The following is a 24,683-nucleotide window of genomic DNA, read 5'->3' on the forward strand; positions in this document are numbered from 1 at the left end:
ACCGCTCGTCGCGCCGGCCGAGCCGCCGGCGAACCTACGGCCGGATGCCGCCTCCGTCGTCCTCGGGCAGCAGCGAGAACATCACGCTGTCGCGCCGCCCGTTCGGCGTCGCCATCCAGGCCCGGAGCAGTCCTTCCCGAGTGAAGCCCGCGCGGTGCGCCACGCGCTGCGAGGCGGAGTTCTCCGGGTGGGTCTGCAGGCCGAGCCGTTTGATGCCGAGGTGCCCGAACGCCCAGCCGGCCACCAGTCGTACGGCGATCGTCGCGGCGCCGCGGCCGCGTGCCTCCCGGCGCAGCCAGTAACCGACCTCGGCCACCTCCGAGTCGCGCGGGGACGGGTGGAGGGCAACGGCACCGAGGCTCTCCCCGCTGGTTGCCTGGGCGATCACGAACAGCGCGGCGCGTCCCTGCGCCCAGTCCTCGGCGGCACGGTCGATGAACGTCCGGGCATCCGATTCGGAGTAGGGGTAGGGAATGGACGGGACGTAGCGGCTCAACTCGCGATCACTGCAGGCCGCGGTGATCCAGGGCGCGTCGCCGGCTTCGGCCTGCCGGAGGACGATGCCGGCGGCGGCCAATGCCGGGTCCGGAAACGTGAGGAGCACGCCCGGCAGCGTATCGGGCGATCGGAGATTCGCCGCCGTCCCTTCGGGTGCGATCGAGCGTGGACGCGCCCGCGACGCCCGCTGTGTCGGGCGCCACTCCGCGTCGCGAAGAAGGCGGGCCGGGATGTCGAGATACGGTCTGCGTGTTCGTCATCCTCTCCGACAGGCCCTTCCGGCAGAAAGTCTCCGGGTGAGTGGAGGACACATGCAGTACATGCTGCTGATCTACGACTGCGAGCGGCCCGAGCCGGGCGATCCGGGTTTCGCGGAGGCCCTCGCGAGAGTGAACGCCTTCGCCGACGAGTGCCGCCGGCGCGAGGCGTTCGTCTACGGACATCCGCTGCAGGGCGAGCACACCGCGACCACCGTCAGCGTGCGCGACGGCAGGACGATGATCACCGACGGCCCGTACGCCGAAACCCACGAGCATCTCGGCGGCGTCTACGTTCTGGACTGCCGGAACCTGGACGAGGCTCTGGAACTCGCGGCGATGTGCCCGATGGCCGAGCTGGGTGGGATCGAGGTACGCCCGATCGCCGGGGTGCAGGGCCTGGACCACCGCCGTTCGGGCCTGGCGGCCACCGGCGAATGAACGCCGGACCGGTCGCCGCACCGGTACTGGAGCGGGTCTACCGCGCTCACCGGGCCCGGATGCTCGCCGCGCTGATCCGCGTCCTCGGTGACTTCGAACTCGCCGAGGACGCGCTGCAGGACGCGTGTGCCCTCGCGCTGCGCACCTGGGGCGACCCACCGCCGGACGACCCGATGGCGTGGCTGCTCACCGCGGCCCGCAACAGCGCGATCGACCGGCTGCGGCGGGCCCGGCTCGGCAAGGAGAAACTCGCACTGCTCGGGGAGCTCGGCCGGCTTCGGGCGACGCCGGGAGAGCTGACGACGATGACGGAGTTCGGCGAGGACACCCTGCGCAGCATGGGAGATGAGCGCCTCGCCCTGATCTTCACCTGTTGCCATCCCGCCCTGGCCGAGGACGCCCGGGTCGCGCTGACCTTGCAGGCCGTCGCCGGGTTGACCGCCGGGCAGATCGCCCGGGCGTTCCTGGTCGGTGAGCCCACGCTGGCCCAGCGGCTGGTGCGCGCGAAGCGGAAGATCCGCGATGCCGGCATCAGTCTGGAGGTGCCCGCCGACTCGCTGCTGCCCGAGCGGCTGTCCAGCGTTCTCGCGGTGATCTACCTGATCTTCACCCAGGGCTACACCGCCGCGTACGACCGGCCCGAACGCCGCACATTGCCGGCGGAGGCAATCAGGCTCGGCAAGCTCGTCGCCACCCTCATGCCCGACGAGCCCGAGGCGCTCGGTCTGGTCGCGTTGTTGTTGCTGCAGGACTCGCGCAGTGCCACCCGCTACACCGCCGGCGGTGACGTGGTGCTGCTGGCCGACCAGGACAGGTCCCGCTGGGACCGGAAGGAGATCGTCGAAGCCGTTGGCCTGCTGGACCGGGCGCTGCGCGTGGGCAGGCCGGGTCCGTACCAACTGCAGGCCGGGATCGCCGCGCTGCACGCCCAGGCCGGCTCCGGCGAACGTACGGACTGGCCGGGCATCGCCGCCCTCTACGCCGAGCTGCGCACGCTGACCCCGTCGCCGGTGGTCGCGCTCAACCATGCCGTCGCCGTCGCCGCGGCCACCAGCCCGGCCGAGGGTCTGGCGCTGGTCGACCGGATCGAGGGGCTCGACCGCTACCACCTGCTGCACGCGTCCCGGGCGGACCTGCTGCGCCGCCTCGGCCGCACCGCCGAGGCGGCGTCGGCGTATCGACGTGCCCACGAACTCGCCACCAACCCCGCCGACCGAAGGTTCCTCGCCGACCGGTTGCGCGAGCTCGACCTCACGGAGTCCCGATGAGACTGCCCATCCTGGACCACGGCCACCGCCGCCGTGTCAAGCTCTTCTTGACATTCACCTCCGCCACGTCACGGGTGGCCAGTCCGGACATCGTGAAGATGCTGCTGTACCGGCCGGGATTTCTCACCCGCCCGTTGCTGGAGCTCACCGCCGAGGCGATGCGCGGGCCGTCGTACTGGACGGCGGGGGAGCGGGAGTACCTCGCGATGCGCACCGCGCAACTGCACCGGTGCCTGTTCTGCGTCGACTCCCACGCCGAGCTCACCCGGATCGCCGGCGACGGCGAGATCGACCCGGACGACCCGGCATCCGCCCGGCCGCACCTGCGCACGGTGGGGAACTTCCTCGATCTGGTCAGCCGTACGCCGGACGACGTGAACGCCACCGAAGCTCGTGCAGGAATGGCCGGCATTCCCGACGACGCGGTGCTGCAGGCACTGCGGGTCAACCTGGTGTGGAACGTCGTCAACCGCCTCGCCAACGCGTTCGGCTTCGTGCTCCGCGAAGGTCAACTGCACAGCGGGACCCGCGCGCTGCACCGGTTCGGCTACCGCTTCCCGTCCTTCCTGCTCGCCGACGGACCTGCGGTCGATCAGGGCGACGACGTGGCCAACCTGCGCCACTCGGTGCTGGACGCACCGGTCACCACCGCCCCTGCACTGCGCTCTGCCGTCGCGGCTGGTGGGCCGATCCCGGAGCACTGGCAGTCCTACGCCCGCGCGGTGCGCGACGCGTCGTACCGGATCACCGATGCCGACGTCGACCGGCTCCTCACGGCCGGGTGCTCGCAGGACCAGATCTTCGAGGTCACCGTCGCGGCGGCACTCGGCGCCGCGCTCCGCAGCTTCGACGCCGGCCGGAAGGTACTGGCGCAGGAGACCAGGCGCTGAGTTGTCGAGGACTGTCGAGAACGGTCCTTGTCGTTCGTCCTCCGGTGTGTCAACCGACGCTTGCACGAGAGGAACGACAAATGCCAACAGTCCCCGGACAGATCGACTGGATCGAACTACCTGCCGCCGACACCGCCAAGGCCCGTGCTTTCTACGGGAACCTGTTTGGCTGGGACACCAGCGAGTTCCCAGGCGACTACCACGTGATCGGCAACGGACCGGAGGGTGCTATCGCCCCACGGGAGGACGGCTTCGCCCATCCCCGGGTGTACTTCGCCACCGATGACATCGACACCTCGGTCAAGCAGGTCCACGATCTCGGCGGCGTGGCTGAGGGAGTGCATGCCGTTCCCGGCGTCGGGCGGATCGCGCACTGTCACGACGATCAGGGCACGCCGTTCAGCCTCTTCGAACCCGCGCCGCAGAACTGACCGACCGGGGCTGCCTCGATCACCGGCCGGACGAGGGCGCCCGGTGATCGAGGCAGCGTGACCGTGCCTACGCTACCGGGCATGTCCGTGCCACCGACGCATCGCGCACTTGAGGCAATCGACCGGTTCAACCGCGCTCACCCCTGGGACCACAACGCCCACTACCACCGGTGGATCCTGCGACGGCTGCCCAGGAGGTTCGGGACCGCTGTGGACGTGGGCTGTGGGCGTGGTGAGCTTGCCAGGCTCCTGGCCGAGCGCTCCGAAGCCGTGGACGGAATCGACTCCGACCCGCAGATCATCGCTGCCGCTCGGGAGTCGACCGCACCGGGCGCCCGAGTGAGCTTCTCGGCCGGGGATGCACTCACCGACGTCCCGCCCGGGTCGTTCGACGTCATCACCTGTGTGGCGACCGTCCACCATCTGCCGTTCGCCGAGGCGATCGGTCTGTTCCGCCGGCGGCTTGCTCCCGGCGGGACGCTGGTGATCGTCGGTCTGTACGAGGAACGGACGCTCGGGGACCACCTGCTCGGCGCCGCGTCCGTGCCGCTGAACCTCGTCATCGGCCTGCTCAAGAACACACGCGCACTCCGGCGAAATCCCGGACCTGCGTCCATGGCCGCCAGGACACGTCCGGCGGGCATGACCTTCGCCGACATCACTCGCCAGGCCCGCGCCGCCCTGCCCGGCGTACGACTCCGTCGCCGGTTGTTCTGGCGCTACACGTTGGTCTGGCACCGGCCCTCCCGGCCGGCGTCCGGCCGAGGTCGACCGACCGCCTCGCGGGGCGCATGGTCGCGACCAGCACGGCGAGTCCGGCGAAGATGACCGCGGCGAGCACACCGGTGACGTGCAGGCCGGAGGTGAAGGCCTCTCTCGCTGCGTGCAGCAGTTCGGCGCCCTGGCCGGCGGGGAGGTGCCGGCTCTGGGCGACCGCACCGGCCAGTGAGTCCGACGTACCGTCCATCCCGGCGCGGTAGACGACCGCGGCCACCACACCGAGCACCGCGAACCCGAGCGATCCGCCGAGGTAGTTTCCGGTCTCCGACATCGACGCCGCGGACCCGGCGCGCTCCGGTGGCACGGATCCGACGACCAGCCCGGTGCCCAGCGCGAACAGTGGGCCGGTGCCCAGCGCCAGTACGGCGATGCTGGCCATCACCAGCGGCAGGGAGAACACGCCGCCGACAGCGACCAGGAGCAGAGCGCCCGACGCCGACACCACCAGGCCGCCGGCGATCGCGGAGGTGCGGCTCACCCGCCGGGTCAGCGCCGGCGCGGCCAGGGTGCCGATCGCCACGGCCAGGCCCATGGGGGCGAACGACACCGCCGACGCGAGCGGAGACAAGCCCAGCACGCTCTGGAGGTACTGCGTCACCGCCAGGCCCGTGCCGGCCATGGCGACACCGGCGAACACGAGGGCGACGAGAGCGGCCGTCAACGGCCGGTTGCGCAACAGTCGCAGGTCGAGCAGTGGCGACTCCAGCCGAAGTTGCCTGCGTACGAACACGTATCCGACGACGGCGCCGACGACGACAGCCGCCACCGGTACGCCCCGAACGCCCTCCACGGCCAGTTGCTTGACTCCGTACACGGTCGTCAGCACCGCCAGCAACGACAGTCCGACGCTGGTCAGGTCCGGCCACCCGGCACGGTCGCTGCGAAACTCCGGCAACAGGAACGGTCCGGCAAGCGGCAGCATCACCATCGCCGGCACGGCGGCCAGGAACACCGACCCCCACCAGAAGTGCTGGAGCAGGAGTCCGGCGAGCACGGGCCCGAGGGCGCCACCGGTGAACTGGCACGCCGCCCAGACCGCGATGGCCTGTCCCCGTCTCCGGTCGTCGCCGAACATGGTGGTGATCAACGCCAGCGTGGACGGTGCCAGGGTCGCGCCGGCCACGCCCAGCAACCCGCGGGCGATGATCAGCGTCAGCGGACTGGACGCGAACGCGGCCACGACCGACATCACCGCGAACGCCGCTCCGCCGATCATGAGCAGCCGCCTGCGGCCGAACCGGTCGCCGAGGGTGCCCATGGTGATGACCAGTCCGGCCACCAGGAAGCCGTAGCTGTCGCTGATCCACAACTGCTGGACGTTGGTGGCGCCCAGGTCGGCACTCAGCTGCGGCAGCGCCAGGAGCAGCGCCGTCTGGTCGACGGCGACGAAGAGTGCCGGCAGCACGAGGACGCCCAGCCCCAGCGCCGCCCGGTTGATTCGCATTCTGAACTCCGCGTTATCTCGATGTTCTGTGCTGTCGCCCGTCTGTCGGAGCGGCCGGGACCTTCTTGACGTCGACCTTGACGTCGACGCGGTGGAACGATCGGCTCGAGTCGGTCTCGGTTCGCGGTGTGGTCCGCGGGAAGGGGCGAAACGCACCGATTCGGGCACCGGGCGGGCGGAAACTCGTGCGAAAGTTCTGTCCGGGGATGTCAAGACGGCCTTTGCGGCTCCGACCAACCGGTCGAAGGGCCCGCCCGGGGCCCGCGAAGCACGAGGAGTTCGACATGAAGTTCCTGATCAGCATGCACATCAACCCCGCGGTCCTGGAATCGCTGACCGAGGAGGAGAAGGCGGCGATCGGCGAGGGCCACGGCAGGTTCATCCAGGGGCTGAAGGAGTCCGGTGAGCTGATCAACACGCTGGCGCTGGTCGACCCGTCCCAGGCGGCCGTGGTGTCGGTACGAAACGGCCAGCCGGCGGTGACCGACGGACCGTTCCTGGAGTCGAAGGAGTTCCTCGGCGGCTTCTACCTGATCGACTGCGAGAGCAAGGACCGTGCACTCGAACTCGCCGCCCAGATTCCGGACACCGCGATCGAGGGGCTGGGAGTCGAGGTGCGGCAGGTGATGTTCGCCGACGGAAACCTGGACGCATGACCGCACCGGCTGTCGAGGACCTGCTGCGTGAGCTGACGCCGCGGGTCCTCGGCGCGCTGGTACGTCGGCACGGCCAGTTCGAGGACTGCGAGGACGCCGTACAGGAGGCCGTCCTGGCCGCCACCGTGCAGTGGCCGGCCGACGGTGTACCGGACAACCCGTACGGCTGGCTGGTGACCGTCGCGTCCCGCCGGCTGATCGACCATCTGCGCAGCGACCACGCGCGCCGGGAGCGGGAGTCCGCGACCGCCACCGAGGTGGTGCCCGAGGAGCTGCCGGACACCGACGACACGCTCGTGTTGCTGTTCCTGTGCTGCCATCCGGCGCTGACGCCGTCCTCGCAGACCGCCCTGACGCTGAGGGCGGTCGGCGGCCTCACCACGGCCGAGATCGCCCGCGCGTTCCTGGTGCCCGAAGCCACGATGGCGGTCCGGATCAGCCGCGCCAAGCAGCGCATCAGGGCCGCGGGCAGCTCGTTCACGCTGCCGTCGGGGCCTGAGCGTGAGGAGCGGCTACGGGTGGTCCTGCACGTGCTCTACCTGATCTTCAACGAGGGCTACACCGCCTCCTCCGGCAGCGAACTGCACCGGGCCGACCTCGCGCACGAGGCGATCCGGCTCACCCGCATGGTGCACGCACAACTGCGCGACGACGACGAGGTGACCGGGCTGCTCGCGCTGATGCTGCTCGGCCACGCCCGCCGGGAGGCGCGGACGACAGCGGCCGGTGACCTGGTGCCGCTGGACGAACAGGACCGCACGAGGTGGGACCGGGACCTGATCGACGAGGGAACCGCACTCGTCAAGGCCGCACTGGCCGGCCCGGCGCTCGGGCCTTACCAGCTCCAGGCAGCGATCGCGGCCACCCACGCCGACGCGGACTCGGCCGCGGACACCGACTGGGCACAGGTGCACGCGCTGTACCTCATCCTGGAACGCATCGCGCCCAACCCGATGGTCACCCTCAACCGCGCGATCGCGCTCGCCGAGACCGAAGGTCCCACGGCCGGGCTGGCCCTGCTCGCCACCCTCGACGGCGACGCGCGGATGGCCGGCCACCACCGGCTGTTGTCCGTACGAGCACATCTGCTGGAGAAGACCGGCGACCCGGCCGGGGCGTACGAGCACTACCGGCGCGCTGCGAAGGCCACCGCGAGCCTCGCCGAACAGCGTTACCTGCAAGGGCGCGCCGCCCGACTGAGGCCACGGCCAGGCGGACCGTAGACACGGTCTCGGTACTTCGATGGACGACTGCGCTCGGCCACTCAGGACCGCTCAGGGCCGCTCGGGACGCGCGCGCTCCTTCGCCAGCGGCCCGCCCTCGCCGAAGGCCAACTGGGCGAAGCGTTCACCGATGAGGCGATGGGTCGCGGAGTCCGGGTGCACCCCGTCGGGGAGCGGGAGCTCGGCGAAGTCCTTCTCACCGTAGAGTTTCAGGCCGTCGAGGTAGTGCAGGTTGGGGTCGTCGACCGACCGTTGCGCGACGATGCGGGCCAGCTCGTCCCGGATCACTGTCAACGTGAGCTTGCCGGCGGCGCGTTCGTCCGGATCGCCGGTGGCCCGGAACCGCACCTCTCCCGCGGCGAGGGCCTCGAAGTCGAACGCCAACGGGCCGGGAGTGTCCTCCTGGATCGGACAGTGGATCGCGGACACCACCAGCAGGGGAGTGGTCGGGTGGCCCTCGCGAACGGTGTCGAGAAACCCGTGCACAGCGGGGGTGAACGCGCGCAGCCGCATCAGGTCGGCGTTGACCAGGTTGATGCCGAGCTTGACGCTGATCAGGTCGGCGCGGCTGTCCCGCATCACCCGTGCGGTGAACGGGTCCAGGAGTGCGCCGCCGCCGAAGCCGAGGTTGGTGAGCTCGACCTCGCCGAGAGATGCGGCGAGCGCCGGCCAGATCGTGCTGGGGCTCGTGGCGTTGGATCCGTGGCTGATGGAGCTTCCGTGGTGCAGCCACACCGGACGCCCGTTGTCCGGCGCGGGCTGGACGGACGCGTTCGTACGCAGGGCGACGAGTTCGGTGGCCTCGTTGTGCGGCAGCCAGATCTCGACGTCCTTCGTCCGCGCGGGCAGGCCGTCGAAGACGATGGTGCCGGCGGGCCCGGTCCGGTGCTCGCTGGTGCCGGTGGCCAGGTCGACGGTGATGGTGTCACCACCGGTCGCGACCGCCTGGCCGGCGAGCTGTCCGTCGACCAGCAGGTCGTAGACGCCGTCCGGGCGAGGCGGTGCGCCCGGATAGACCCGCCTGGTGGGCGCCACGTCCAGTTCCACGACGGTGGCCTCGCTACGAAAGACCAGTCGTACGCCGGACGGCTGGGACTCCGCCATGGCCAGCTGCGGGTCGGCGCACTGGGCGCGGGCCCACGCGGGGAGCCGGTGCGGCGCCAGGCCGCGTTCGGTCCGCTCCCACTCCACCGCACCGCGCAGGAGGCCGGGGCCGATCGGCGTGCTGATCAGGTCGTTTCGCTCGTGCATGGTCATCGTTACCTCGGGTTCCTTGGCCAGTTGCGTAGCAGTGCGTCGAGGGCGTCCAGCAGCCGTTCCCAGCTCTGCTGGCTGTCGGGGGAGCTGTGGTCGAACCCGCCGCCGGACTCCAGACTCACGTAGCCGTTGAAGAAGCTGCCCAGCAGGCGGACGGCGTGGGTCTGGTCCGGCTCGGTCAGGTCGTAGCCGCGCAGGATGGCCCGGGTGAACTCCGCGTGCCGGACTCCGGCACTGGCCGCCGCTGTCTGCGGGTCGAGCCGGTGCTGCGCGGCGGCGTAGCGGCCGGGGTGTTCGCGGGCGTAGTCGCGGTAGACGTTCGCCAGTGCTGTCAACGCGTCCTTGCCGGCCCGGCCGGCCAGTGCGGAGGCGGCCCGGTCGGCCATCTCCTCCAACGCCAGCAGGGCGATCCGGGTCCTCAGCCCTTCGGAGCTGTCCAGGTGCCAGTAGAGGCTGGCGACCTTCACGTCGAACCGCCTCGCCAGCGCCGAGACCGTCACCTGGTCGAAGCCCTTCTCGTCGGCCAGCTCCGCTCCTGCCTGCACCAGGAGCTCGGGCGTGAGGCCTGCTCGTACCATGATCACCCTCCTTCCCGATAGACACTACAGCAGTCCCTAATAGCTCTAGGGAGCGGGTACGGTGTCCGGCGTTCGCCACGCCGTGGGTACGTGGGTGTTGCCTCGAGGCGGGGTCAGCCGGTACCTCTTTCCTCATGGGGGTGAAGATCAGCGTGGTGGTCCCTGTCTTCAACGGCGCGGACTACCTGGGCGAGTGCGCGGAGTCCGTGCTCACCCAGACGATGCCGCGAGGCGACTACGAGCTCGTGTTCGTCGACGACGGATCCACCGACGAGACGCCACAGCTGCTGGCTGCCCTCGCCGAGCGGGAGCAGGCGGTACGCGCCGTGCACCATCCCCCAAGCGGCGGACCCGGTGCGCCGCGCAACGCCGGAGTCGAACAGGCGGCGGGTGAGTACGTCTACTTCCTGGACCAGGACGACCGGCTGGCTCCGCGTGCACTGGAACGCATGTACGCCATGGCGACGCGGTGCGACTCCGACATCGTGCTCGGCAAGGTCGTCGGCCACGGCCGCGGCGTGGCGAGGAACACCTTCGCCGCCTCGCGCGACCACGCGGACATCCTCGACGACCACCTGCTCGGGTTCCTCACGCCCCACAAGCTCTTCCGCAGAAGCTTTCTGCTCCAGCACGACCTGCGGTTCCCGGAGGGGCCCGCCTGGCTGGAGGACCACCGCCTCGTCGTCGAGGCGTACTTCAGGGCACGGACCATCAGCGTGCTGGCCGACGACGTGTGCTGCCACTGGCTGAAACGTCCCGGACGAGCCCACCACTCCGCCCGGCGGTTCGACCCGGTGGCGTACTACCAGGCGCTGCGGGAGGTCCTCGACATCGTGGACGCCCACACGCTGCCGGGTGCGGAGCGGGACCGGATGTACGCCCACTGGTACCACGGCAAGATGCTGCGCCTGATGACCTGGCCGGTGCTGCTCGGCCGGCCCGTGCCCTACAGCCGTTACCGCTGGTACCGCGAGATCCACCGGCTCGTGCGGGAAAGGTTTCCCACCCCGGTGGACGCCTGGTTGCCGCTCTCGATGCGGGTGCGGTCGTGGCTGCTGCGCCGGAACGCCTACGCCGACATCGCCCGGCTGGCCGCCGCCGAGCGGGGGCTCACCGTCGCCGCCGACCTCGAGCAGGTCGGCTGGGACGGCGATGCGCTGGAGGTGCGGGCGCGCGGGCGGCTCACCTATGCCGACGGGCGCCCGGTGACCTTCCGGCGCGCGGGCGACCGGCTGCTGTGGAACCCACCCTGCGATCTCCGGACGGCTCTGCCAGACGAGGCGTTCGACGTGTCCGGACTGATCGGCGACAGCCGCCTGGAGCTGGTGGTGCAGAACCGCGACGACAAGGGCGCCTACTCCGTGCCGACGCGCAGCGAGCTGACTCTCGACGCCGACGGGGACGCCCTGCGGGTCAGGCTGGTCGGGACGGCCCGGATCGACCCCGCGACCGGCAAGCTCGGCCGGCCACTGGACGCGGGAACCTGGGACCTCCTCGTCCGGGCCGACAGCTGCGGCTGGGGTCCGCAACGCCGGCTGGGCGGCTCCGCGGAGTTCCCGTCCGGCAAGCCGCCCGTGGACAGCACCCGGACCTTCGACGGCGAGGGCGGCACGTTCGTCGCCAGGCCGTACTGGACCGGGCTCGGCAACCTCAGCGTCCAGGTGAGGAACTAGGCCGTCTGCCCGGGCCACCTTTCCGGGTCGCCTCGAAGCATGGCCTAGAGTGCGAGCATGTCCGACGAAGAGCGGGACGCCTACCTGGACACGGTTCTGATCGGTGGCCGGGAGCCCGTCACCATCGTCGTAGCGGACTACGACCCTTCCTGGCCGGACAGGTTCGAGTCGCTGCAGGCCCGTGTCGCCGAAGCGCTCGGAGCGCGGGCGCTCGACGTGCAGCACATCGGCAGCACGTCCGTCCCGGGCCTGGCCGCGAAGCCCATTGTCGACGTTCTGCTGACCGTGGCGAAGATCGAGGCCGAGGACGACTACGCACCACCGATGTACGAAGCGGGCTTCGTCCTGCGGGTCCGCGAGCCGGGGCACCGGATGTTCCGTACGCCCGAGCGGGACGTGCACGTCCACGTCTACGAGCCGGACGACCAGGCCGTCACCGACTATCTCGACCTGCGCGACTGGCTGCGGTTCGACGACGCCGACCGTGACCTCTACGCCGCGACGAAACACGAGCTCGCGCGACGGGAGTGGACGGACATGAACGACTACGCTGACGCGAAGTCCGAGGTCATCGCACAGATTCTCGCCAGGGCCCGGGAGCGGCGTCGGTCCCGATCCTGACCGGTGTTCACCGCACTGACAGGGGGATCGCGTCCGTCAACCAGGTCTTGCGGACGTCAACCGGGTCTTGCGGACGTCACCACGGTCGGCCGTCACATCCTGCCCGCACGGGCCAGCACCGTCTCGGCTTCCACGGCCATCGACTGCACGAGATCGGCCGCGGGCTCCACGCTGTCGATCAGGTCGACGGCCTCGCCGGCCCACAACGGCAGCGACGGCAGCTCGCCCCGGGCGACCTCGGCCTGGTACGCCTGGACAGCGGAGGTGTCGGCGGCCAGTTCGGCCTCCCGGCCGCGCCAGCGGTCGAGGTAGGGGTGCCCGAGGGTGCGGGCTGTGTACGTCGAGGGCCATCGGGATCCACGGGCGATGTCGAGGACACGGCTGCGGTCGGTGTCGTCCCCTCGTCCCTCCACGATCGCCCTGGCGGTCGCCGGGTCGATCAGGGCCTCGCACGTGGCTTGGAAACGGGTACCGACCAGTGCTCCGGCCGCACCGAGTGCCAACGCCGCGGCCAGCCCGCGTCCGTCGGCTATCCCCCCGGCCGCCAGCACGGGCAACGGTGCCACCAGGTCGGCTGCCGCAGGCACGAACGTCAGCGTGGACCGCCCGCGCAGGGCGCCGTGTCCGCCGGCTTCGGTGCCCTGCGCCACGATGACGTCGGCACCCACATCCATCGCCTGCCTGGCCTCCTCCAGATCGGCGACCTGGAGGATCAGTTTGACGCCTGCCGCGCGGACCCGTTCGGCGAACGGAACAGGGTCGCCGAAGGACAGCATCACCGCGGCCGGCCCGCGTTCCAGCGTCCACTCGATCACGGCGGCGTCGACCGCCCAGGTGAGAAAGCCGACGCCCCACGCTCGGTCAGTGTGCCGGGTGAGTATCGACAGTTCGCGATCCAGCCACTCCAGGTCGCCATGCCCGCCGCCGAGGATCCCCAGCCCGCCGGCCGCCGAGACCGCCGCCACGAGCGCACCACCGGCCGACCCGCCCATCGGTGCCAGCGCGACCGGGTGCCGAATGCCGAACATCTCCGTGAACACCGTCGACAAAGCCATGGCCATCATCATGTCCTCCGGCCGGCGAAACCGTTGTGGTCACCCGCCGACGTCCCCGCGGTTCGCCGGAGTGTCGGGGATGCCGGCGCTGAGGGCGTCCCGGATCCGGTCGTACGCCGCGGCCGGGTCGGCGCTGCGCATCACCGCACCCATCACGGCGACGCCGTACGCACCGGCTGCCGGCATCGTGGCCGCGCCGGCCGCCGTGACGCCGCCGAGGGCGAACACCGGTGTGCCGCGCGCCTCATCCACCAGCCGGCGCAGTCCGTCCACGCCGAGGGCGGGACCGTAACCGGGCTTGGACTCCGTGGGCGCGACCGGGGAGACGGTGACGTACGCCGCACCCTCGGCGACCGCCCGGCGTACCTCCTCGCGATCGTGACACGAGCGCCCGAGCAGCTCCTCGGACCGGCTCTCGAGGCTGGGCCGGCCGGCCGACAGGTGCACGCCGTGGGTGTGGGAGAGCCGACGGTGTGCGGAGACCACGATGACGTCGGCTCCGCGCGTGCGGCGGCGGATCTCCTTCGCGAGGTGGTCGCGGGTGACGTCCGGCTGGTCGAGTTCGCGCAGCACCACCGCGCGAAGCCCGGCCCGCACGCACCGCACGACCGTGTCGACAAGGTCGGCTCCCGGCGGAAGCTGGGACCGGTCGGTGAGCAGCAGGATCCGTGGCAGCGCCCGCGCCGCTGACGTCACCCGCTCACCCGTCCGGACATCGGCGAGGAGGGGCGGGCACCGGTCAGCCTCGGAATCCGCCCGGCGGACCGGGCCAGGCGCCCTGCCCGTACCCCGAGCCGGATCGCCTCCGCCATCACCGCCGGGTCGTCGGCCCGGGTGATCGCGGTAGCGGCCAGCACGGCGTCGCACCCGAGCTCCATCGCCTGGGCGGCGTCGCTGGCGGTGCCGACACCGGCGTCCAGGACTACCGGCACGGTGACCGCCGCGCGGACCGCCTCGATCGCGTGCGGGCTGCGGATGCCCAGGCCCGAGCCGATGGGGGAGCCCAGCGGCATCACCGCCGCACACCCGACGTCAACCAGACGTTGCGCGACGATCGGGTCGTCGGTGGTGTAAGGGAGTACGGTGAATCCCTGTCGTACCAGGGTTTCCGCCGCGTCGAGCAGCTCGACCACGTCCGGCATCAGGGTCCGCTCGTCGCCGATCACCTCCAGCTTCACCCAGGCGGTCCCCAGCGCCTCCCGGGCGAGGTTCGCGGTGAGGACGGCCTCCCGCGCGCTGAGGCAGCCGGCGGTGTTCGGCAGCAGGCGGGCGCCGGTCTCCTCCAGTACGCCCGCGAGCGCGTCCAGCAGCGATCCTTCGCCCAGGTCGGACGTACGCCGCATCGACACCGTGACAAAACCCGGACGAGCGGTGCGTACGACGTCCACGATCGTCTGCAGGTTGGTCAGCCCGCCGGTCCCGATCCACAACCTGGAGGCGATCTCGGCTCCGTTCACCGTGAGGCGATCCGGGCTGGTGCCGGCGTTCACCGCGGCCATGTCGACCACCTCAGCCTCCCTGTCGTGCGGTGACGATCTCGACGGCGTCTCCCGAACTGAGCTGGGTGCGTTCCCAGTCACCGGTGCGTACGACCGCGCCGTTGACGGCGACCGCGACACTCCTGGGGTCGGGCAGTCGCCGTCGCACCAGGTCGGCGACATCGATGCCGTTCGGGACCTGTGTCAGTTCGCCGTTGACAGTGACGTCCATCGGCTCATCCTTTCCGACGTGTCGAACCGGCTCGGGGAGAACGCGTTCGCTGCGTCGGGGGAACCCGACTCGATGTGGGCACGCAGGATCCGCGCTGTGACCGGAGCCAGGAGTACTCCACCGCGATGGTGGCCGGCGGCAAGATAGAGGCCGTGGACGCCGGTCGGGCCGAGCATCGGGCCGTTGTCGGGGGTGCCGGGGCGGTGGCGTGCGAGGACCTCCAGGATCTCGGCGCGTTCCAGGCCGGGCAGCAACGTGCGTGCGGCGTCGAGCAGACGTGCCACCCCGCCGACGGTCGGCATCGGATCCCCGGCGTGCTCCTCCTGGGTCGCGCCGACGACCACCTCGCCGCCGGCGCGCGGCACGGCGTACACCGGCTCGCCGTGTACGAGGGCTCGGATCGTCTGTGTGGGCGCCTGCCCGGACGGCGGCCGTACCCGCAGAATCTCACCGCGCACGGGCCGAACGTGCCGGCGCTGTGGCACCTGCGGCGGCAGTTGGTGGCCGGTCGCCACCAGCACGGCATCGGCGCGCACCAGCCGCCCGTCCTCGGTGCGCACGCCCTCCACCGAGGCTGGCCGGTCCTCGCCCGGCGCCAGGAGGGGCGACGGCGTGGTCGACGGTGCGGCGTTTCGGTGCTCGACCCTGTCTCCGAGGAGGGCGAGCAGGGCAGCGGAAACCCTGCGCGGGTTGACACTGTGGTCACCTGGCAGGTAAGCCCCTCCGCAGACCCGGGTGGAGAGTTCGGGTTCGCGTTCGCGCAGGTCGCGCTGCCGGAGTTCCTCGTACTCGATGCCGTGTGCGGCGAGCAGGTCGAGGGTGCGGCGCACCACCTGAACGTCGTCGTGGTCGCGGCCGGCGAGCAGCGTTCCGGCGCGGCGGTGGTCGACGTCGACACCGGACGCGGACTCCAACCAGGCGGCGTACTCCGGCCACAGTCCCGCACTCTCCACGCCGAGACGAAGGAGGTTCTCCTCGCCGTGCCAGGCCTCCCCGGCCGGTGAGAGCATCCCGGCAGCGGCGTGCGTCGCGCCCGAGGCCGGAGCGGGATCGAAGACGCGGACGTCGTGGCCTGCACGGAGGAGTTCGGCGGCGCAGGCCAGCCCGACGATGCCCGCGCCGAGCACGGCGATCCTCATCGGCACCGTCGGCTCCTCACTTCCTTCGCCGGCATGACCCGGATCAGGTTCGGCGGTCGGAGCGGTGTCGGCTCCCTCTCAGCCCGCTACCGGCGGGCTCCCGCGTGGAGGTTCGACGTTAACACGGGATCAGCATCCTGCCCGGCCGACGAGCCGGGGCACCGGATGTTCCGTACGCCCGAGCGGGACGTGCACGTCCGCGTCCACGTCCGCGTCAATGGCGGGTTGCGCCGGTCAGCCGGAGGTGATGCGCAGCAGGACGCGCCCGCCGCCCTTCTTCCGGAAGCGCTCCAGGGCCATGGCCAGTCGGAACTGCGTGCGGTACTTCGTACGGAACGCCGACATGACCCGCCCGGTGACCTCGGGGTCGGTGACGACCTCCGCGACCGCGGGCACCGACGGCGCGTCCTCGGCGACGCGGCCCATCCGGGTGCAGGGCCGCATGGTGACCCGCGGGTCCCGGCGCAGCCGGCGGACCTTCCCGGTGGTCTCGCCCGTGGTGACGTACAGCGCGTCGCCGTCGCGGACGATCCACACCGTGGTGGCGACCGGCTCGCCGGAGCGGCGGAACGTCGTCAGGGAGACGAACGGTTCGTCGTCGAGGAGGGCAAGGCCAGGGGCGTCGGTCACGGTCAGACCGTAACAGCCGACGTGCGCGCTAGCGCTTCACGACGCGGAGGTACTCCCGTCGGTCCAGCGGGTTGTGGTCGGTCCGCGGCCTGGTCGGTGCCGGCCCGCGCACCGGTTGGTACCGCTCGAACGTCGAGTCCAGCATTCCCTCACCGCGGGTCAGCCCCGGCAGTTGCTGCTGCAGCTCGTGCACCCGCGCCGCCGGGATCTCGCCCTCCACGACCGCGCCCGAACCCTTCGGCTGCTGGGAGTCCGGCACGCCGCCGAGCCGCACCAGTGCGGGCACCACCGCCGCCAGCGTGTCCGCCGGGCACTCCAGGTGGAAGCGGTGCGCGGGTTCGCACACCACGGTCCCGGCCTGCCGCAGCGCGGCCATCAGCACCAAGGGAGTGAGGTAGCGGAAGTCGCCGGCGGTGCTCGACATGCTTTTGTCGAACGTGCCGTGGGAGTGGCTCTGCCGGGCGTAGTAACCCGAGTGCGTCATGAACACCGCGATGTCGCCGACCTCCCAGCCGGACAGGCCTTGGCGCAAGGTCTCCTTGACAGTCTCCTCGACCGCGGTGAAGAACGCGGGTGGCATCGATCCCAGTTCGACGTCCAGCCCGAACGAAACTCCGTCGCCCGGCCGTGCGGGTTCGACCCGCAGGCCGACGGTGGCGAAGTAGGGGTTGGCGTCGGTGCCGATCAGGTCGTACGCGGCGCCCTTGCCGATCGGCCGCTCGACACAGATCACCGACGTCCTCGCGAACTCCACCTCGATGCCGTACTCCTCGGCCAGCGTGGTCGCGACGACCTCCTTCTGCACCTCGCCGTAGAGCGAAACGTAGATCTCCTGCCGTACGTCGTCCTGGCGCAGGTTGATCAGCGGGTCCTGCTCCGCGAGCTGGGTGAGCGCGAGGTGCAGGGCGCCCTTGTCGGACCGCCGCACGGGGACGACCACCGTCTCCAGCGTCGGCGGGGCGAAGTGATGGGCGGCCCCACCGGGCCGGGGAACGCCGACGGTGTCGCCGATCCGGACGTCGGCGAGGCCGGTCAGCCTGCCGATCTGCCCGGCGCGCACCACCGGGCGGACGGGTGCCGCGCCCTGGTCGAAGACCCGGATTCCGGTGACCTTGCTCCCACCGCCGTCCACGCCGCCATCCACGCCGCCGGTGGCGCCGCCGCTCCCGCCCGGGCGTACGACCGGCACCTGGTCGCGCAGGTGCACGGCGCCGTCGAACATCCGGACGTAGGCGATCTTCTCCCCGCCCGGACCGCGGTCGACCTTGAACACCGACCCGGACGCGGGCGCGTCCGGGTCCCCGCCGGCGGTGGGAAGGAGGTCCCGGATCCCGGACACCAGCGCGGCGATCCCCGCACCGGTGATCGCCGAACCCGCGAACACCGGGTGCACCCGCGCCCGCGCGGTCCGGGTCGCCAGCTCGTGCCGCAGCCGCCCGTCGGTGAGGACGTCTCCGTCGCCGTCGACGTAGGCGGCGAGGAACCCGTCGTCGGCGTCGGCGAGCACCTCGGCCGCGGCGGTGGCGAAGGCCCCGTCGTCTGGTCCGTACGGCAGGAAGCCGGCGTGCGGCGTGCCCTGGTCGTACGCCCGGCCCATCGGCACCACCGCGGGGGTGAGCTTCTCGGCGATCTCGGCGTACACCCGCTCGGCGTCCGCGCCGCGGCGGTCCAGCTTGTTCACGAAGAGCAGGGTCGGGATGCGCAGCCGCCGCAGGGTGCGCATCAGCACCCGCGTCTGGGCCTGCACCCCCTCGACGGCCGACACCACCAGCACCGCGCCGTCGAGGACGTTCAGCACCCGCTCCACCTCGGCGATGAAGTCCGGGTGGCCGGGTGTGTCGATCAGGTTGACCGTCACTCCGTCGAGCACGAACGACACCACCGCGGACTTGATCGTGATGCCGCGGCGGCGTTCGAGGTCGAGGGAGTCGGTCTGGGTGTTGCCGGCGTCGACGCTGCCGATCTCGTCGATCACCCCGGCGGCGTGCAGCAGCCGCTCGGTCAGGCTCGTCTTACCGGCGTCGACGTGTGCGAGGATCCCCAGGTTGATCAGTTTCACGAGGCGTCATGTCCTTGGAGTAGGAAGCGATCTTCCGCTGGGAGGACACGAACGCTGGACGCATCGGGGGCTCGCCTTTCTGTCGGCTCGACTGTCGCAGGCCGGACCGGCGCCGGCCGGCCGCCGGTCGGGGTGAGTGAAACAGACCGGCCGGGTCCGCCACAACCGATTTCCGGTCGGACATTCGCAACGGATTCAGGACGTCCCGGGCGGGTCGCACGTCGGTGGCGGAGGGCCGTACGGGAATACGAGCCCGACCCCTTCGGTTGCAGGTCGGCATGTCGATGACAGGTGAAGTCGAGCTGAGCCCCAGCGGATGGGTGCGAGAGCAGACCGAGAAGATCTTCGAGACGGGTACCACCGACAGCGTGGACATCAAGGGCCGGGCGGTCATCCTGCTGACCACGCGCGGCGCGAAGACCGGGAAGCTCCGCAAGGTGCCGTTGATGCGGGTCGAGCACGAGGGTGTGTACGCGATCGTCGCCTCGCTCGGCGGCGCCCCCAAGCATCCGGTCTGGTACTACAACGTGACGGCCGACCCGCACGTGGAACTGCAGGACGGCACCGTCACCAAGGACTACGTGGCGCGCGAGGTCAGCGGCGACGAGAAGGCGATCTGGTGGGACCGCGCGGTCGCGGCGTACCCGGACTACGCGGACTACCAGAAGAAGACCGACCGGCAGATCCCGGTCTTCGTCCTCGAGCCGATCAAGGACTGACCTCGAGAGCCGGTGTCGCGCCCGCCTAGAGTGAGGCGATGGGGCAGCTACACGCGATCGGTCTGGTGCTTCACCCCGAACGCGACGCGAAGGCGGCGGTCGACGCCGTGGTGGAGTGGGCGCGTGGCCGAGATGTCGCCGTGCTCGGCCTGCCCGAGGAGATCGACCGGCTGGTCTGCGACGCGGTCGCGGTTCCGTCGCACGAGCTCGTCCACCGCGCCGACCTGCTGATCAGCCTCGGCGGCGACGGGACGATGCTGCGCAGCATGCGCCTGGTCGCCGGCCACGCCACCCCGGTGCTGGGCGTCAACCTGGGCCGGCTGGGCTTCCTCGCCGAGATCGACGTGTGCGACCTGCCGACCGCGCTGTCCGACATCGACGCCGGGCGCTACTCCGTCGAGCCGCGGATGGCGTTGCGGTCCGTCGTCCCGGACGGCCCGGAACAACCGGACGGCAAGCCGGTGCTCGCGTTCAACGACCTCGCGCTGGTCCGCATCCCCGGCCAGGCCTCGGCCGCCATCGCCACCTCGGTGCAGGGGCAGGAGTTCGTCCGGTACGCCGCCGACGCGGTCCTCGTGTCCACCCCGACCGGTTCGACGGCGTACAGCTTCTCCGCGGGCGGCCCGATCGTCTCGCCCACCGTCGACGCGGTGCTCGTGGTGGCCGCGTCGGCGCACTCCACGTTCGACCGGGCCCTGGTGCTGGCCGCCGACGAGCGGCCGTCGCTCCTGGTCCTGCCGGTGTCGGGACAGCTGGCGGTGGAGGTCGACGGCCGGGTCGAGGCGTACGTCGGTCCCGGCGTACGCCTCGACGTCACGCCGGTGCGAGCTGCGGCGCTGGTGGTGCGGTTCGGCCGGACGACGTTCTACGAACGGGCCCGGCGCAAGCTCCGGGTCACCGGCAGCCTCGAGGTCGAGTAGCGACCCGCACACCGAAGCACCCGGAGCGGTTGCCGGAAGGTGACACAACCGCGCCGGATGTTTGCCCTGTCGAAGCCGCCCGGATAGCTTCGCCAGAAAGCCCTTTCCTCACTTCGGCGACGATGCCGAGGTCCGTCGCCCGCTCCCTGTGTGGAGGAGAAGTTCCATGGACCCGTCGTGTCTGCAACACCGGCTCACCGACAGTGAACGCCGTACGTTCGAAGAGACCGGCATTCTGCAGATAGAGAACGCGCTTTCCCCTGACCATCTCGCCGAGCTGACGCAGACCACCGACAGGCTGCACGCCCAGGAGTCGGCGGCCGGCCGGGCCAAGCCGGACGCGGCGATGTTCTACCCCAACTTCGTTCCGGTGTCGCCGCTCTACACCGACCTGGTCGACTACGACCGCATCCTCCCCAAGGTGTGGGGGATCCTCGGCTGGAACATCTACCTCTACCACGCCCACCTCATCGTCACCCCGCCGTCGGGCCAGGAGCGGACCGACAAGACGTTCGGCTGGCACCAGGACTCCGGCCGGGTCAACTTCGACATGGAGGAGACCCCTCGGCCGCGGCTTTCCATCAAGGTCGCCTACTTCCTGTCCGACACCAGCGAGGAGGGACGCGGCAACTTCTGGGTGGTGCCGGGCAGTCACCGCAGGGACCGGATCGAGGTGCCGGACGGCAAGGGGCAGCCCGAGGGTGCGGTGCCGGTGCTCGCCAAGCCGGGCACCGCGGTGTTCTTCGACCGGCGGCTGTGGCACGCGGCCAGCCCCAACTGGTCCGACGTCACCCGCAAGGTCCTCTTCTACGGCTACGGCTACCGCTGGATCCGTACCAAGGACGACATGACCGTGAACGAGCTGTGGCCGAGCAGCGACCCGATCCGCCGGCAGCTGCTCGGGCACGCCCTCAACGCCAACGGCCACTACTCGCCGACGGACGAGGATGCTCCGCTGCGCGGCTGGCTGAAGGAGCACAGCCCGCAGGACGTGCGCTGAGGTTCACGTACGACGTAGGGCGTTCCACGTAGCGCGGGCGGCCCGCTCACTGGTGTTCGGTTCTCGGTGCACGGGGAAGGGCCAGCATGAGGTGGACGCGGTGGACCCATTGGACACGGACGTGGCGGACCCGCTGGTCGGGCCGGGTGCTCGGCTCGCTGCTGGCGGCCGGGGTGGTGGCGGCGGCCGCCGCCCCGGCCGCGCTGGCGGGTACGGCCACGCCCGTCACGCCGGCGGGCGCGCCGATCGCCGACCCGGCGGCGGTCTCCGGAGTCGAGCAGGTGATCGGCGGCTTCGAGTCCTCCGGCGAGGGATGGCAGCTCGGCCTCGGCGCGGAGTTCCCGGGTGCCAAGGGGAGCTTCGACCTCGACGGGACCGACCACGCGGAAGGCATCCGGTCCGGCGTACTCACCGGTGACTTCACCGGCGGCGGCAACTACGTCGACATCTCCCGTACGGTCGACCTGGACGCCACCGCGCTGCACCTGTGGGCGCGTTCCAGCGACCTGTCCGCCGTGGTCCTGCGGGTCTTCGACAGCACCGGCCAGGCACACCAGCAGCGCCTGCACCTGACCGCGGACGGCTCCTGGCAGCAGCTCACCGCGACGCGTTTCGACGGCGGCGACAGCTACTCCCACTTCGGCGGCGCCGACGACGGCACCTGGCACGGTCCGGCCACCAAGGTGTCGCTGATCCTGGACAGGGGACTGCTCACCGGCGGCAAGGTCACCGGCGCCATGCACCTGGACGGCGTGACGATGACGGTCACCCCGCCCGACCTGGCGTTCGAACAGACCCAGCCCGGGAACATCTTCGTGGGAACGCAACCGGCGCGCATTTCCCTACGTACCAAGGGCGACGCGGTGCGCTGGTCGGCGTACGACCTCGACGGCACCCCCGTGGGGCAGGGCCGCGCGGACGTGACCGGCGGTGCCGCCGACCTGTCGCTGCCGATCGGCACGCCGGGCTACTACCGGTTGACGGTGACGGCGGAAAGCAACGGAGCCGTCCTGGCCACCAGGGACACCACGCTGGCGAGGCTGACGGCGTTCGACGTCGGCGCGGTGGCGGACTCGCCGTTCGGCATGGCCGCCCACCTGTCGGGGACGGAGAACCTCGGGGTGGCGGAACTGATGGGCAAGGCGGGCGCCAAGAACCTCCGCGAGGACGCGTTCTGGAGCTCGATCGAGACCACCAAGGACAGCTACGACTTCGGCCGCTACGACCCACTCGTGTCGGCGGTGGACAAGGCCGGCATGCGCTGGCTGCCGATCGCGGCGTACATCAACCCGTTCTACGACAACAACGCCACGCCCTACACCGACGAGGGCCGGGCCGGGTTCGCGAAGTACGCGGCGGCCACCACCGAGCACTACGACGGCAAGGTGAAGTGGCTGGAGGTCTACAACGAGTTCAACATCGGCTTCGGTGACGCCGGTGACGGGCCGGCCGACAGTCTTCCGGAGTCGTACTTCCCGTTGCTGAAGGCGACCTACCAGCAGGTGAAGGCCCGTACGCCGGACGCGACGGTGGCGGGTGCGGTCACCGCGGGCGTTCCGCTGGACTGGCTGGAGGCGCTCTTCAAGCTCGGCGGCCTGCGCTACATGGACGTCGTGTCGGTGCACCCCTACGTCTACCCGTCCGAGCCGGAGCAGGCCGCGAAGAGCCTGGAGGACCTGGACGCGCTGATCCGGCGCTACAACGGCGGAAAGCCCAAGCCCATCTGGATCACCGAGCAGGGCTGGCCGACCCACGACGCCGGCAACGGGGTGAGCGAACAGACCCAGGCCGCCTACGTCGTCCGCGCCCACGTGGTGGCGTTCGCCCACGGCGTCCAGCGCTACTTCTGGTACGACGTGATGAACGACGGGCTCGACCCCGCCTACAACGAGCACAACTTCGGCCTGCTGCACAACACCGCGGACCCGGCCGGGCGCTGGACCCCCAAGCCTGGTTACGTGTCCTACGCGGCGATGACCCGGCAGCTGACCGGTGCTGCGTTCGAGCGTACGGAGGACGTCGGCGGCGGTGTCTCCAGCTACGTCTTCGACGGCGCCGACGGGCCGCTGCGCGTGCTGTGGTCCGGCGCGCCGGCCGTGGTCGACGTGACCACCGACCACCCGGTGGCGGTGACCGACCTGACCGGTGCCACCCGCACGTACTACCCGCAGGCGGGCCGGGTCCAGCTGTCGCTGTCCGGCGACCCGATCTACGTCGCGGGTGATGTCAAGGTCGCCTTGACAGCCAGGTTCGGGTGGACGTCCGACCGCGACGGTCAGGCGGTGCTCGGCGACCCGATCCCGCTCACGCTGACCGTGGACACCACCCAGCCGCCGCGCGCCGCGGTGCGTGGCACGTTCGAGATCGCGGGCACGTCGGTGCCGGTGTCGGTCGCGGCGGGTACGGAGGCCACGATCCCGGTCCGCGTACCCGCGGCGAGCCTGGCCGGTTCCCGGGTGCTGACCGGCGAGGTCGTGCTGCGCGGTCAGCCCGTCGCCCGGTTGCGGACCCGGGTCGAGGTGGTGCATCCGTTCCGGCTGAGCTCGGCGCACGTCCTGCGGAGCGGGGAGGACGTGCTCGCGGTGCGGGTCACCAACCGCGCCGACCGCGACCTGCCGGTGAGCCGGCTGGCGTGGACGATCGGCGAGCGGTCCGGAACGCTCGACCTGGCCTCGCCGGTGCCCGCGCACGCCACCCGGACCGCCGAGCTCCCACTGGGTGACCTCGCCCGCGGCCAGACGTACCCACTGCAGCTACGGCTCAGCTCACCCGGCCTCACCGACGCCGTGACCGCCGGCCAACTCGTCCTGCCGCCGGCCGACCAGCTGCGCACCCTGGTGGAGAAGCCGGTCACCGTGGACGGAACGCTGGACGACCTGAGCGGTGTGACCCCGATCGACCTGGCGGGCGAGGGCAAGGTGCAGATTCCCGGCTACGGCGGCGCGGACGACCTGAGCGGCTCGGTGTGGTGGACGTGGGACGCCGGCCACCTGTACCTCTCGGCGAAGGTGCACGACGACACCCAGTCCCAGCCGGAGACCGGCGAACGCATCTGGGCCGGTGACGGCTTCCAGTTCAGCGTCGCCGCCGGGATGCCGGGGGAGAGCGCCCGGTGGGACGAGTACGGCGTGGCGCTGACCCCGGCCGGCCCGCGGATGTGGCGCTGGCTGGCCGCCCAGGGACAGCCGGGCGAGGTCACCGGAGTGGACGTCGCGGTGACGCGGGACGAGGCCAGGAACGAGACCACCTACGAGGTCGCGCTGCCCTGGTCGAGCCTCGCGCCGATCCAACCGGACGACCGGCTGCTCAGCCTGTCGTTCCTCGTCAACGACAACGACGGCGCGGGCCGTGAGGGCTGGATCGAGTGGGGGTCCGGGATCGGCGGGGAGAAGAACTCCGCGCTGTTCCGGCCGATCAGGCTGGGCGCGGGCTGA

At 71.1% G+C, this 24,683-nt stretch carries 23 protein-coding genes, 1 pseudogene and 1 riboswitch; of the genes and pseudogenes, 13 read left to right on the plus strand and 11 right to left on the minus strand.

Annotation, left to right across the window (positions count from 1 at the left end; all coding sequences use genetic code 11):
* Positions 1 to 34: 34 nt before the first annotated feature.
* On the minus strand, positions 35 to 604 hold the full coding sequence (locus FHR37_RS10550) for a GNAT family N-acetyltransferase (protein WP_175542584.1): 570 nt from the start codon (positions 602 to 604) through the stop codon (positions 35 to 37).
* A 205-nt stretch (positions 605 to 809) separates the two neighbouring features.
* Here FHR37_RS10550 and FHR37_RS10555 point away from each other — a divergent pair, with 205 nt between their 5' ends.
* The 5 genes from FHR37_RS10555 (at position 810) to FHR37_RS33435 (ending at position 4,613) form a co-directional block, all read left to right on the plus strand.
* A complete protein-coding gene (locus tag FHR37_RS10555; protein WP_092884452.1) occupies positions 810 to 1,196 on the plus strand; it encodes a YciI family protein in 387 nt (128 codons plus the stop codon).
* Positions 1,193 to 2,464 (plus strand): RNA polymerase sigma factor, encoded by a 1,272-nt coding sequence (locus FHR37_RS10560; RefSeq protein ID WP_092884450.1) that lies wholly within the window; start codon positions 1,193 to 1,195, stop codon positions 2,462 to 2,464. Before FHR37_RS10555 ends, FHR37_RS10560 begins: the two co-directional genes overlap by 4 nt.
* Positions 2,461 to 3,354, plus strand: a complete 894-nt coding sequence (locus tag FHR37_RS10565; RefSeq protein WP_092884448.1) for a carboxymuconolactone decarboxylase family protein — start codon at positions 2,461 to 2,463, stop codon at positions 3,352 to 3,354. The genes FHR37_RS10560 and FHR37_RS10565 overlap by 4 nt, the downstream gene beginning before the upstream one ends.
* Positions 3,355 to 3,434: 80 nt before the next feature.
* Complete coding sequence (locus FHR37_RS10570) at positions 3,435 to 3,785, plus strand: VOC family protein (protein WP_092884446.1); 351 nt, start codon at positions 3,435 to 3,437, stop codon at positions 3,783 to 3,785.
* 81 nt (positions 3,786 to 3,866) lie between these two features.
* Entirely contained in the window at positions 3,867 to 4,613 is a 747-nt protein-coding gene (locus tag FHR37_RS33435; protein ID WP_092884444.1) for a class I SAM-dependent methyltransferase, read from the plus strand.
* Positions 4,614 to 4,809: 196 nt separating this feature from the next.
* Here FHR37_RS33435 and FHR37_RS10580 read toward each other — a convergent pair.
* Positions 4,810 to 6,177: pseudogene (locus tag FHR37_RS10580) on the minus strand (MFS transporter); the annotation flags it as partial.
* A 116-nt stretch (positions 6,178 to 6,293) separates the two neighbouring features.
* Between FHR37_RS10580 and FHR37_RS10585 the strand changes: the two are divergent.
* Both FHR37_RS10585 and FHR37_RS10590 read left to right on the plus strand, forming a co-directional pair.
* Positions 6,294 to 6,665: a YciI family protein gene (locus tag FHR37_RS10585; protein ID WP_092884442.1), complete on the plus strand. Its 372-nt coding sequence runs from the start codon at positions 6,294 to 6,296 to the stop codon at positions 6,663 to 6,665.
* On the plus strand, positions 6,662 to 7,888 hold the full coding sequence (locus FHR37_RS10590) for an RNA polymerase sigma factor (RefSeq protein ID WP_092884440.1): 1,227 nt from the start codon (positions 6,662 to 6,664) through the stop codon (positions 7,886 to 7,888). The genes FHR37_RS10585 and FHR37_RS10590 overlap by 4 nt, the downstream gene beginning before the upstream one ends.
* Positions 7,889 to 7,939: 51 nt before the next feature.
* Here the strand turns inward: FHR37_RS10590 and FHR37_RS10595 are convergent, their stop codons facing one another.
* Complete coding sequence (locus FHR37_RS10595) at positions 7,940 to 9,145, minus strand: SGNH/GDSL hydrolase family protein (protein WP_237768877.1); 1,206 nt, start codon at positions 9,143 to 9,145, stop codon at positions 7,940 to 7,942.
* Positions 9,146 to 9,147: 2 nt separating this feature from the next.
* Positions 9,148 to 9,723: a TetR/AcrR family transcriptional regulator gene (locus tag FHR37_RS10600; RefSeq protein WP_092884612.1), complete on the minus strand. Its 576-nt coding sequence runs from the start codon at positions 9,721 to 9,723 to the stop codon at positions 9,148 to 9,150.
* Positions 9,724 to 9,857: 134 nt separating this feature from the next.
* Here FHR37_RS10600 and FHR37_RS10605 point away from each other — a divergent pair, with 134 nt between their 5' ends.
* Entirely contained in the window at positions 9,858 to 11,396 is a 1,539-nt protein-coding gene (locus FHR37_RS10605) for a glycosyltransferase family 2 protein (RefSeq protein ID WP_092884438.1), read from the plus strand.
* 57 nt (positions 11,397 to 11,453) lie between these two features.
* Complete coding sequence (locus FHR37_RS10610; protein ID WP_092884436.1) at positions 11,454 to 12,017, plus strand: GrpB family protein; 564 nt, start codon at positions 11,454 to 11,456, stop codon at positions 12,015 to 12,017.
* A gap of 92 nt (positions 12,018 to 12,109) precedes the next feature.
* Here FHR37_RS10610 and FHR37_RS10615 read toward each other — a convergent pair whose 3' ends face one another.
* The 7 genes from FHR37_RS10615 to FHR37_RS10645 form a co-directional block, all read right to left on the minus strand.
* Positions 12,110 to 13,072, minus strand: coding sequence for an NAD(P)H-dependent flavin oxidoreductase (locus FHR37_RS10615; RefSeq protein WP_092884610.1), 963 nt, complete (start codon positions 13,070 to 13,072; stop codon positions 12,110 to 12,112).
* A 39-nt stretch (positions 13,073 to 13,111) separates the two neighbouring features.
* Positions 13,112 to 13,768: a thiamine phosphate synthase gene (locus FHR37_RS10620; RefSeq protein ID WP_092884434.1), complete on the minus strand. Its 657-nt coding sequence runs from the start codon at positions 13,766 to 13,768 to the stop codon at positions 13,112 to 13,114.
* The gene (locus tag FHR37_RS10625) at positions 13,765 to 14,571 is read right to left on the minus strand and encodes a thiazole synthase (RefSeq protein ID WP_092884608.1); all 807 of its coding nucleotides are present in this window, start codon (positions 14,569 to 14,571) and stop codon (positions 13,765 to 13,767) included. Before FHR37_RS10625 ends, FHR37_RS10620 begins: the two co-directional genes overlap by 4 nt.
* A 10-nt stretch (positions 14,572 to 14,581) precedes the next feature.
* Complete coding sequence (thiS, locus tag FHR37_RS10630) at positions 14,582 to 14,782, minus strand: sulfur carrier protein ThiS (protein ID WP_092884432.1); 201 nt, start codon at positions 14,780 to 14,782, stop codon at positions 14,582 to 14,584.
* Positions 14,755 to 15,921 carry a glycine oxidase ThiO gene (gene thiO / locus FHR37_RS10635; RefSeq protein ID WP_092884606.1) on the minus strand — a complete coding sequence of 389 codons (1,167 nt, stop codon included), beginning with the start codon at positions 15,919 to 15,921 and terminating at the stop codon, positions 14,755 to 14,757. Before thiO ends, thiS begins: the two co-directional genes overlap by 28 nt.
* A gap of 3 nt (positions 15,922 to 15,924) precedes the next feature.
* Positions 15,925 to 16,035: riboswitch (TPP riboswitch) on the minus strand.
* Between the two features lie 120 nt (positions 16,036 to 16,155).
* Positions 16,156 to 16,551: a PPOX class F420-dependent oxidoreductase gene (locus tag FHR37_RS10640; protein WP_092884430.1), complete on the minus strand. Its 396-nt coding sequence runs from the start codon at positions 16,549 to 16,551 to the stop codon at positions 16,156 to 16,158.
* A 28-nt stretch (positions 16,552 to 16,579) separates the two neighbouring features.
* On the minus strand, positions 16,580 to 18,610 hold the full coding sequence (locus FHR37_RS10645; protein ID WP_092884428.1) for an elongation factor G: 2,031 nt from the start codon (positions 18,608 to 18,610) through the stop codon (positions 16,580 to 16,582).
* Between the two features lie 284 nt (positions 18,611 to 18,894).
* On the opposite strand from FHR37_RS10645, the gene FHR37_RS10650 reads away from it, so the two are divergent.
* The 4 genes from FHR37_RS10650 to FHR37_RS10665 all read left to right on the plus strand — a co-directional run bounded on the left by FHR37_RS10650 (position 18,895) and on the right by FHR37_RS10665 (position 24,683).
* Entirely contained in the window at positions 18,895 to 19,329 is a 435-nt protein-coding gene (locus FHR37_RS10650) for a nitroreductase family deazaflavin-dependent oxidoreductase (protein ID WP_275936397.1), read from the plus strand.
* Positions 19,330 to 19,367: 38 nt separating this feature from the next.
* Entirely contained in the window at positions 19,368 to 20,249 is an 882-nt protein-coding gene (locus tag FHR37_RS10655; protein WP_092884424.1) for an NAD(+)/NADH kinase, read from the plus strand.
* A 166-nt stretch (positions 20,250 to 20,415) separates the two neighbouring features.
* Positions 20,416 to 21,249 (plus strand): phytanoyl-CoA dioxygenase family protein, encoded by an 834-nt coding sequence (locus tag FHR37_RS10660; protein WP_092884422.1) that lies wholly within the window; start codon positions 20,416 to 20,418, stop codon positions 21,247 to 21,249.
* Positions 21,250 to 21,335: 86 nt separating this feature from the next.
* Positions 21,336 to 24,683 carry a glycosyl hydrolase gene (locus FHR37_RS10665; protein ID WP_092884420.1) on the plus strand — a complete coding sequence of 1,116 codons (3,348 nt, stop codon included), beginning with the start codon at positions 21,336 to 21,338 and terminating at the stop codon, positions 24,681 to 24,683.

This window comes from Actinopolymorpha cephalotaxi (genome assembly GCF_013408535.1).
GTDB lineage: Bacteria > Actinomycetota > Actinomycetes > Propionibacteriales > Actinopolymorphaceae > Actinopolymorpha > Actinopolymorpha cephalotaxi.

What these genes read in the sequence shown, in the direction of transcription:
- FHR37_RS10555 (WP_092884452.1), top strand. Translation starts at nt 810, where the DNA reads ATGCAGTACATGCTGCTGATCTACGACTGCGAGCGGCCCGAGCCGGGC.
- FHR37_RS10560 (WP_092884450.1), top strand. Translation starts at nt 1,193, where the DNA reads ATGAACGCCGGACCGGTCGCCGCACCGGTACTGGAGCGGGTCTACCGC.
- FHR37_RS10565 (WP_092884448.1), top strand. Translation starts at nt 2,461, where the DNA reads ATGAGACTGCCCATCCTGGACCACGGCCACCGCCGCCGTGTCAAGCTC.
- FHR37_RS10570 (WP_092884446.1), top strand. Translation starts at nt 3,435, where the DNA reads ATGCCAACAGTCCCCGGACAGATCGACTGGATCGAACTACCTGCCGCC.
- FHR37_RS33435 (WP_092884444.1), top strand. Translation starts at nt 3,867, where the DNA reads ATGTCCGTGCCACCGACGCATCGCGCACTTGAGGCAATCGACCGGTTC.
- FHR37_RS10585 (WP_092884442.1), top strand. Translation starts at nt 6,294, where the DNA reads ATGAAGTTCCTGATCAGCATGCACATCAACCCCGCGGTCCTGGAATCG.
- FHR37_RS10590 (WP_092884440.1), top strand. Translation starts at nt 6,662, where the DNA reads ATGACCGCACCGGCTGTCGAGGACCTGCTGCGTGAGCTGACGCCGCGG.
- FHR37_RS10595 (WP_237768877.1), bottom strand. Translation starts at nt 9,145, where the DNA reads ATGACCATGCACGAGCGAAACGACCTGATCAGCACGCCGATCGGCCCC.
- FHR37_RS10600 (WP_092884612.1), bottom strand. Translation starts at nt 9,723, where the DNA reads ATGGTACGAGCAGGCCTCACGCCCGAGCTCCTGGTGCAGGCAGGAGCG.
- FHR37_RS10605 (WP_092884438.1), top strand. Translation starts at nt 9,858, where the DNA reads ATGGGGGTGAAGATCAGCGTGGTGGTCCCTGTCTTCAACGGCGCGGAC.
- FHR37_RS10610 (WP_092884436.1), top strand. Translation starts at nt 11,454, where the DNA reads ATGTCCGACGAAGAGCGGGACGCCTACCTGGACACGGTTCTGATCGGT.
- FHR37_RS10615 (WP_092884610.1), bottom strand. Translation starts at nt 13,072, where the DNA reads ATGGCTTTGTCGACGGTGTTCACGGAGATGTTCGGCATTCGGCACCCG.
- FHR37_RS10625 (WP_092884608.1), bottom strand. Translation starts at nt 14,571, where the DNA reads ATGGCCGCGGTGAACGCCGGCACCAGCCCGGATCGCCTCACGGTGAAC.
- thiS (WP_092884432.1), bottom strand. Translation starts at nt 14,782, where the DNA reads ATGGACGTCACTGTCAACGGCGAACTGACACAGGTCCCGAACGGCATC.
- thiO (WP_092884606.1), bottom strand. Translation starts at nt 15,921, where the DNA reads ATGAGGATCGCCGTGCTCGGCGCGGGCATCGTCGGGCTGGCCTGCGCC.
- FHR37_RS10650 (WP_275936397.1), top strand. Translation starts at nt 18,895, where the DNA reads ATGACAGGTGAAGTCGAGCTGAGCCCCAGCGGATGGGTGCGAGAGCAG.
- FHR37_RS10655 (WP_092884424.1), top strand. Translation starts at nt 19,368, where the DNA reads ATGGGGCAGCTACACGCGATCGGTCTGGTGCTTCACCCCGAACGCGAC.
- FHR37_RS10660 (WP_092884422.1), top strand. Translation starts at nt 20,416, where the DNA reads ATGGACCCGTCGTGTCTGCAACACCGGCTCACCGACAGTGAACGCCGT.
- FHR37_RS10665 (WP_092884420.1), top strand. Translation starts at nt 21,336, where the DNA reads ATGAGGTGGACGCGGTGGACCCATTGGACACGGACGTGGCGGACCCGC.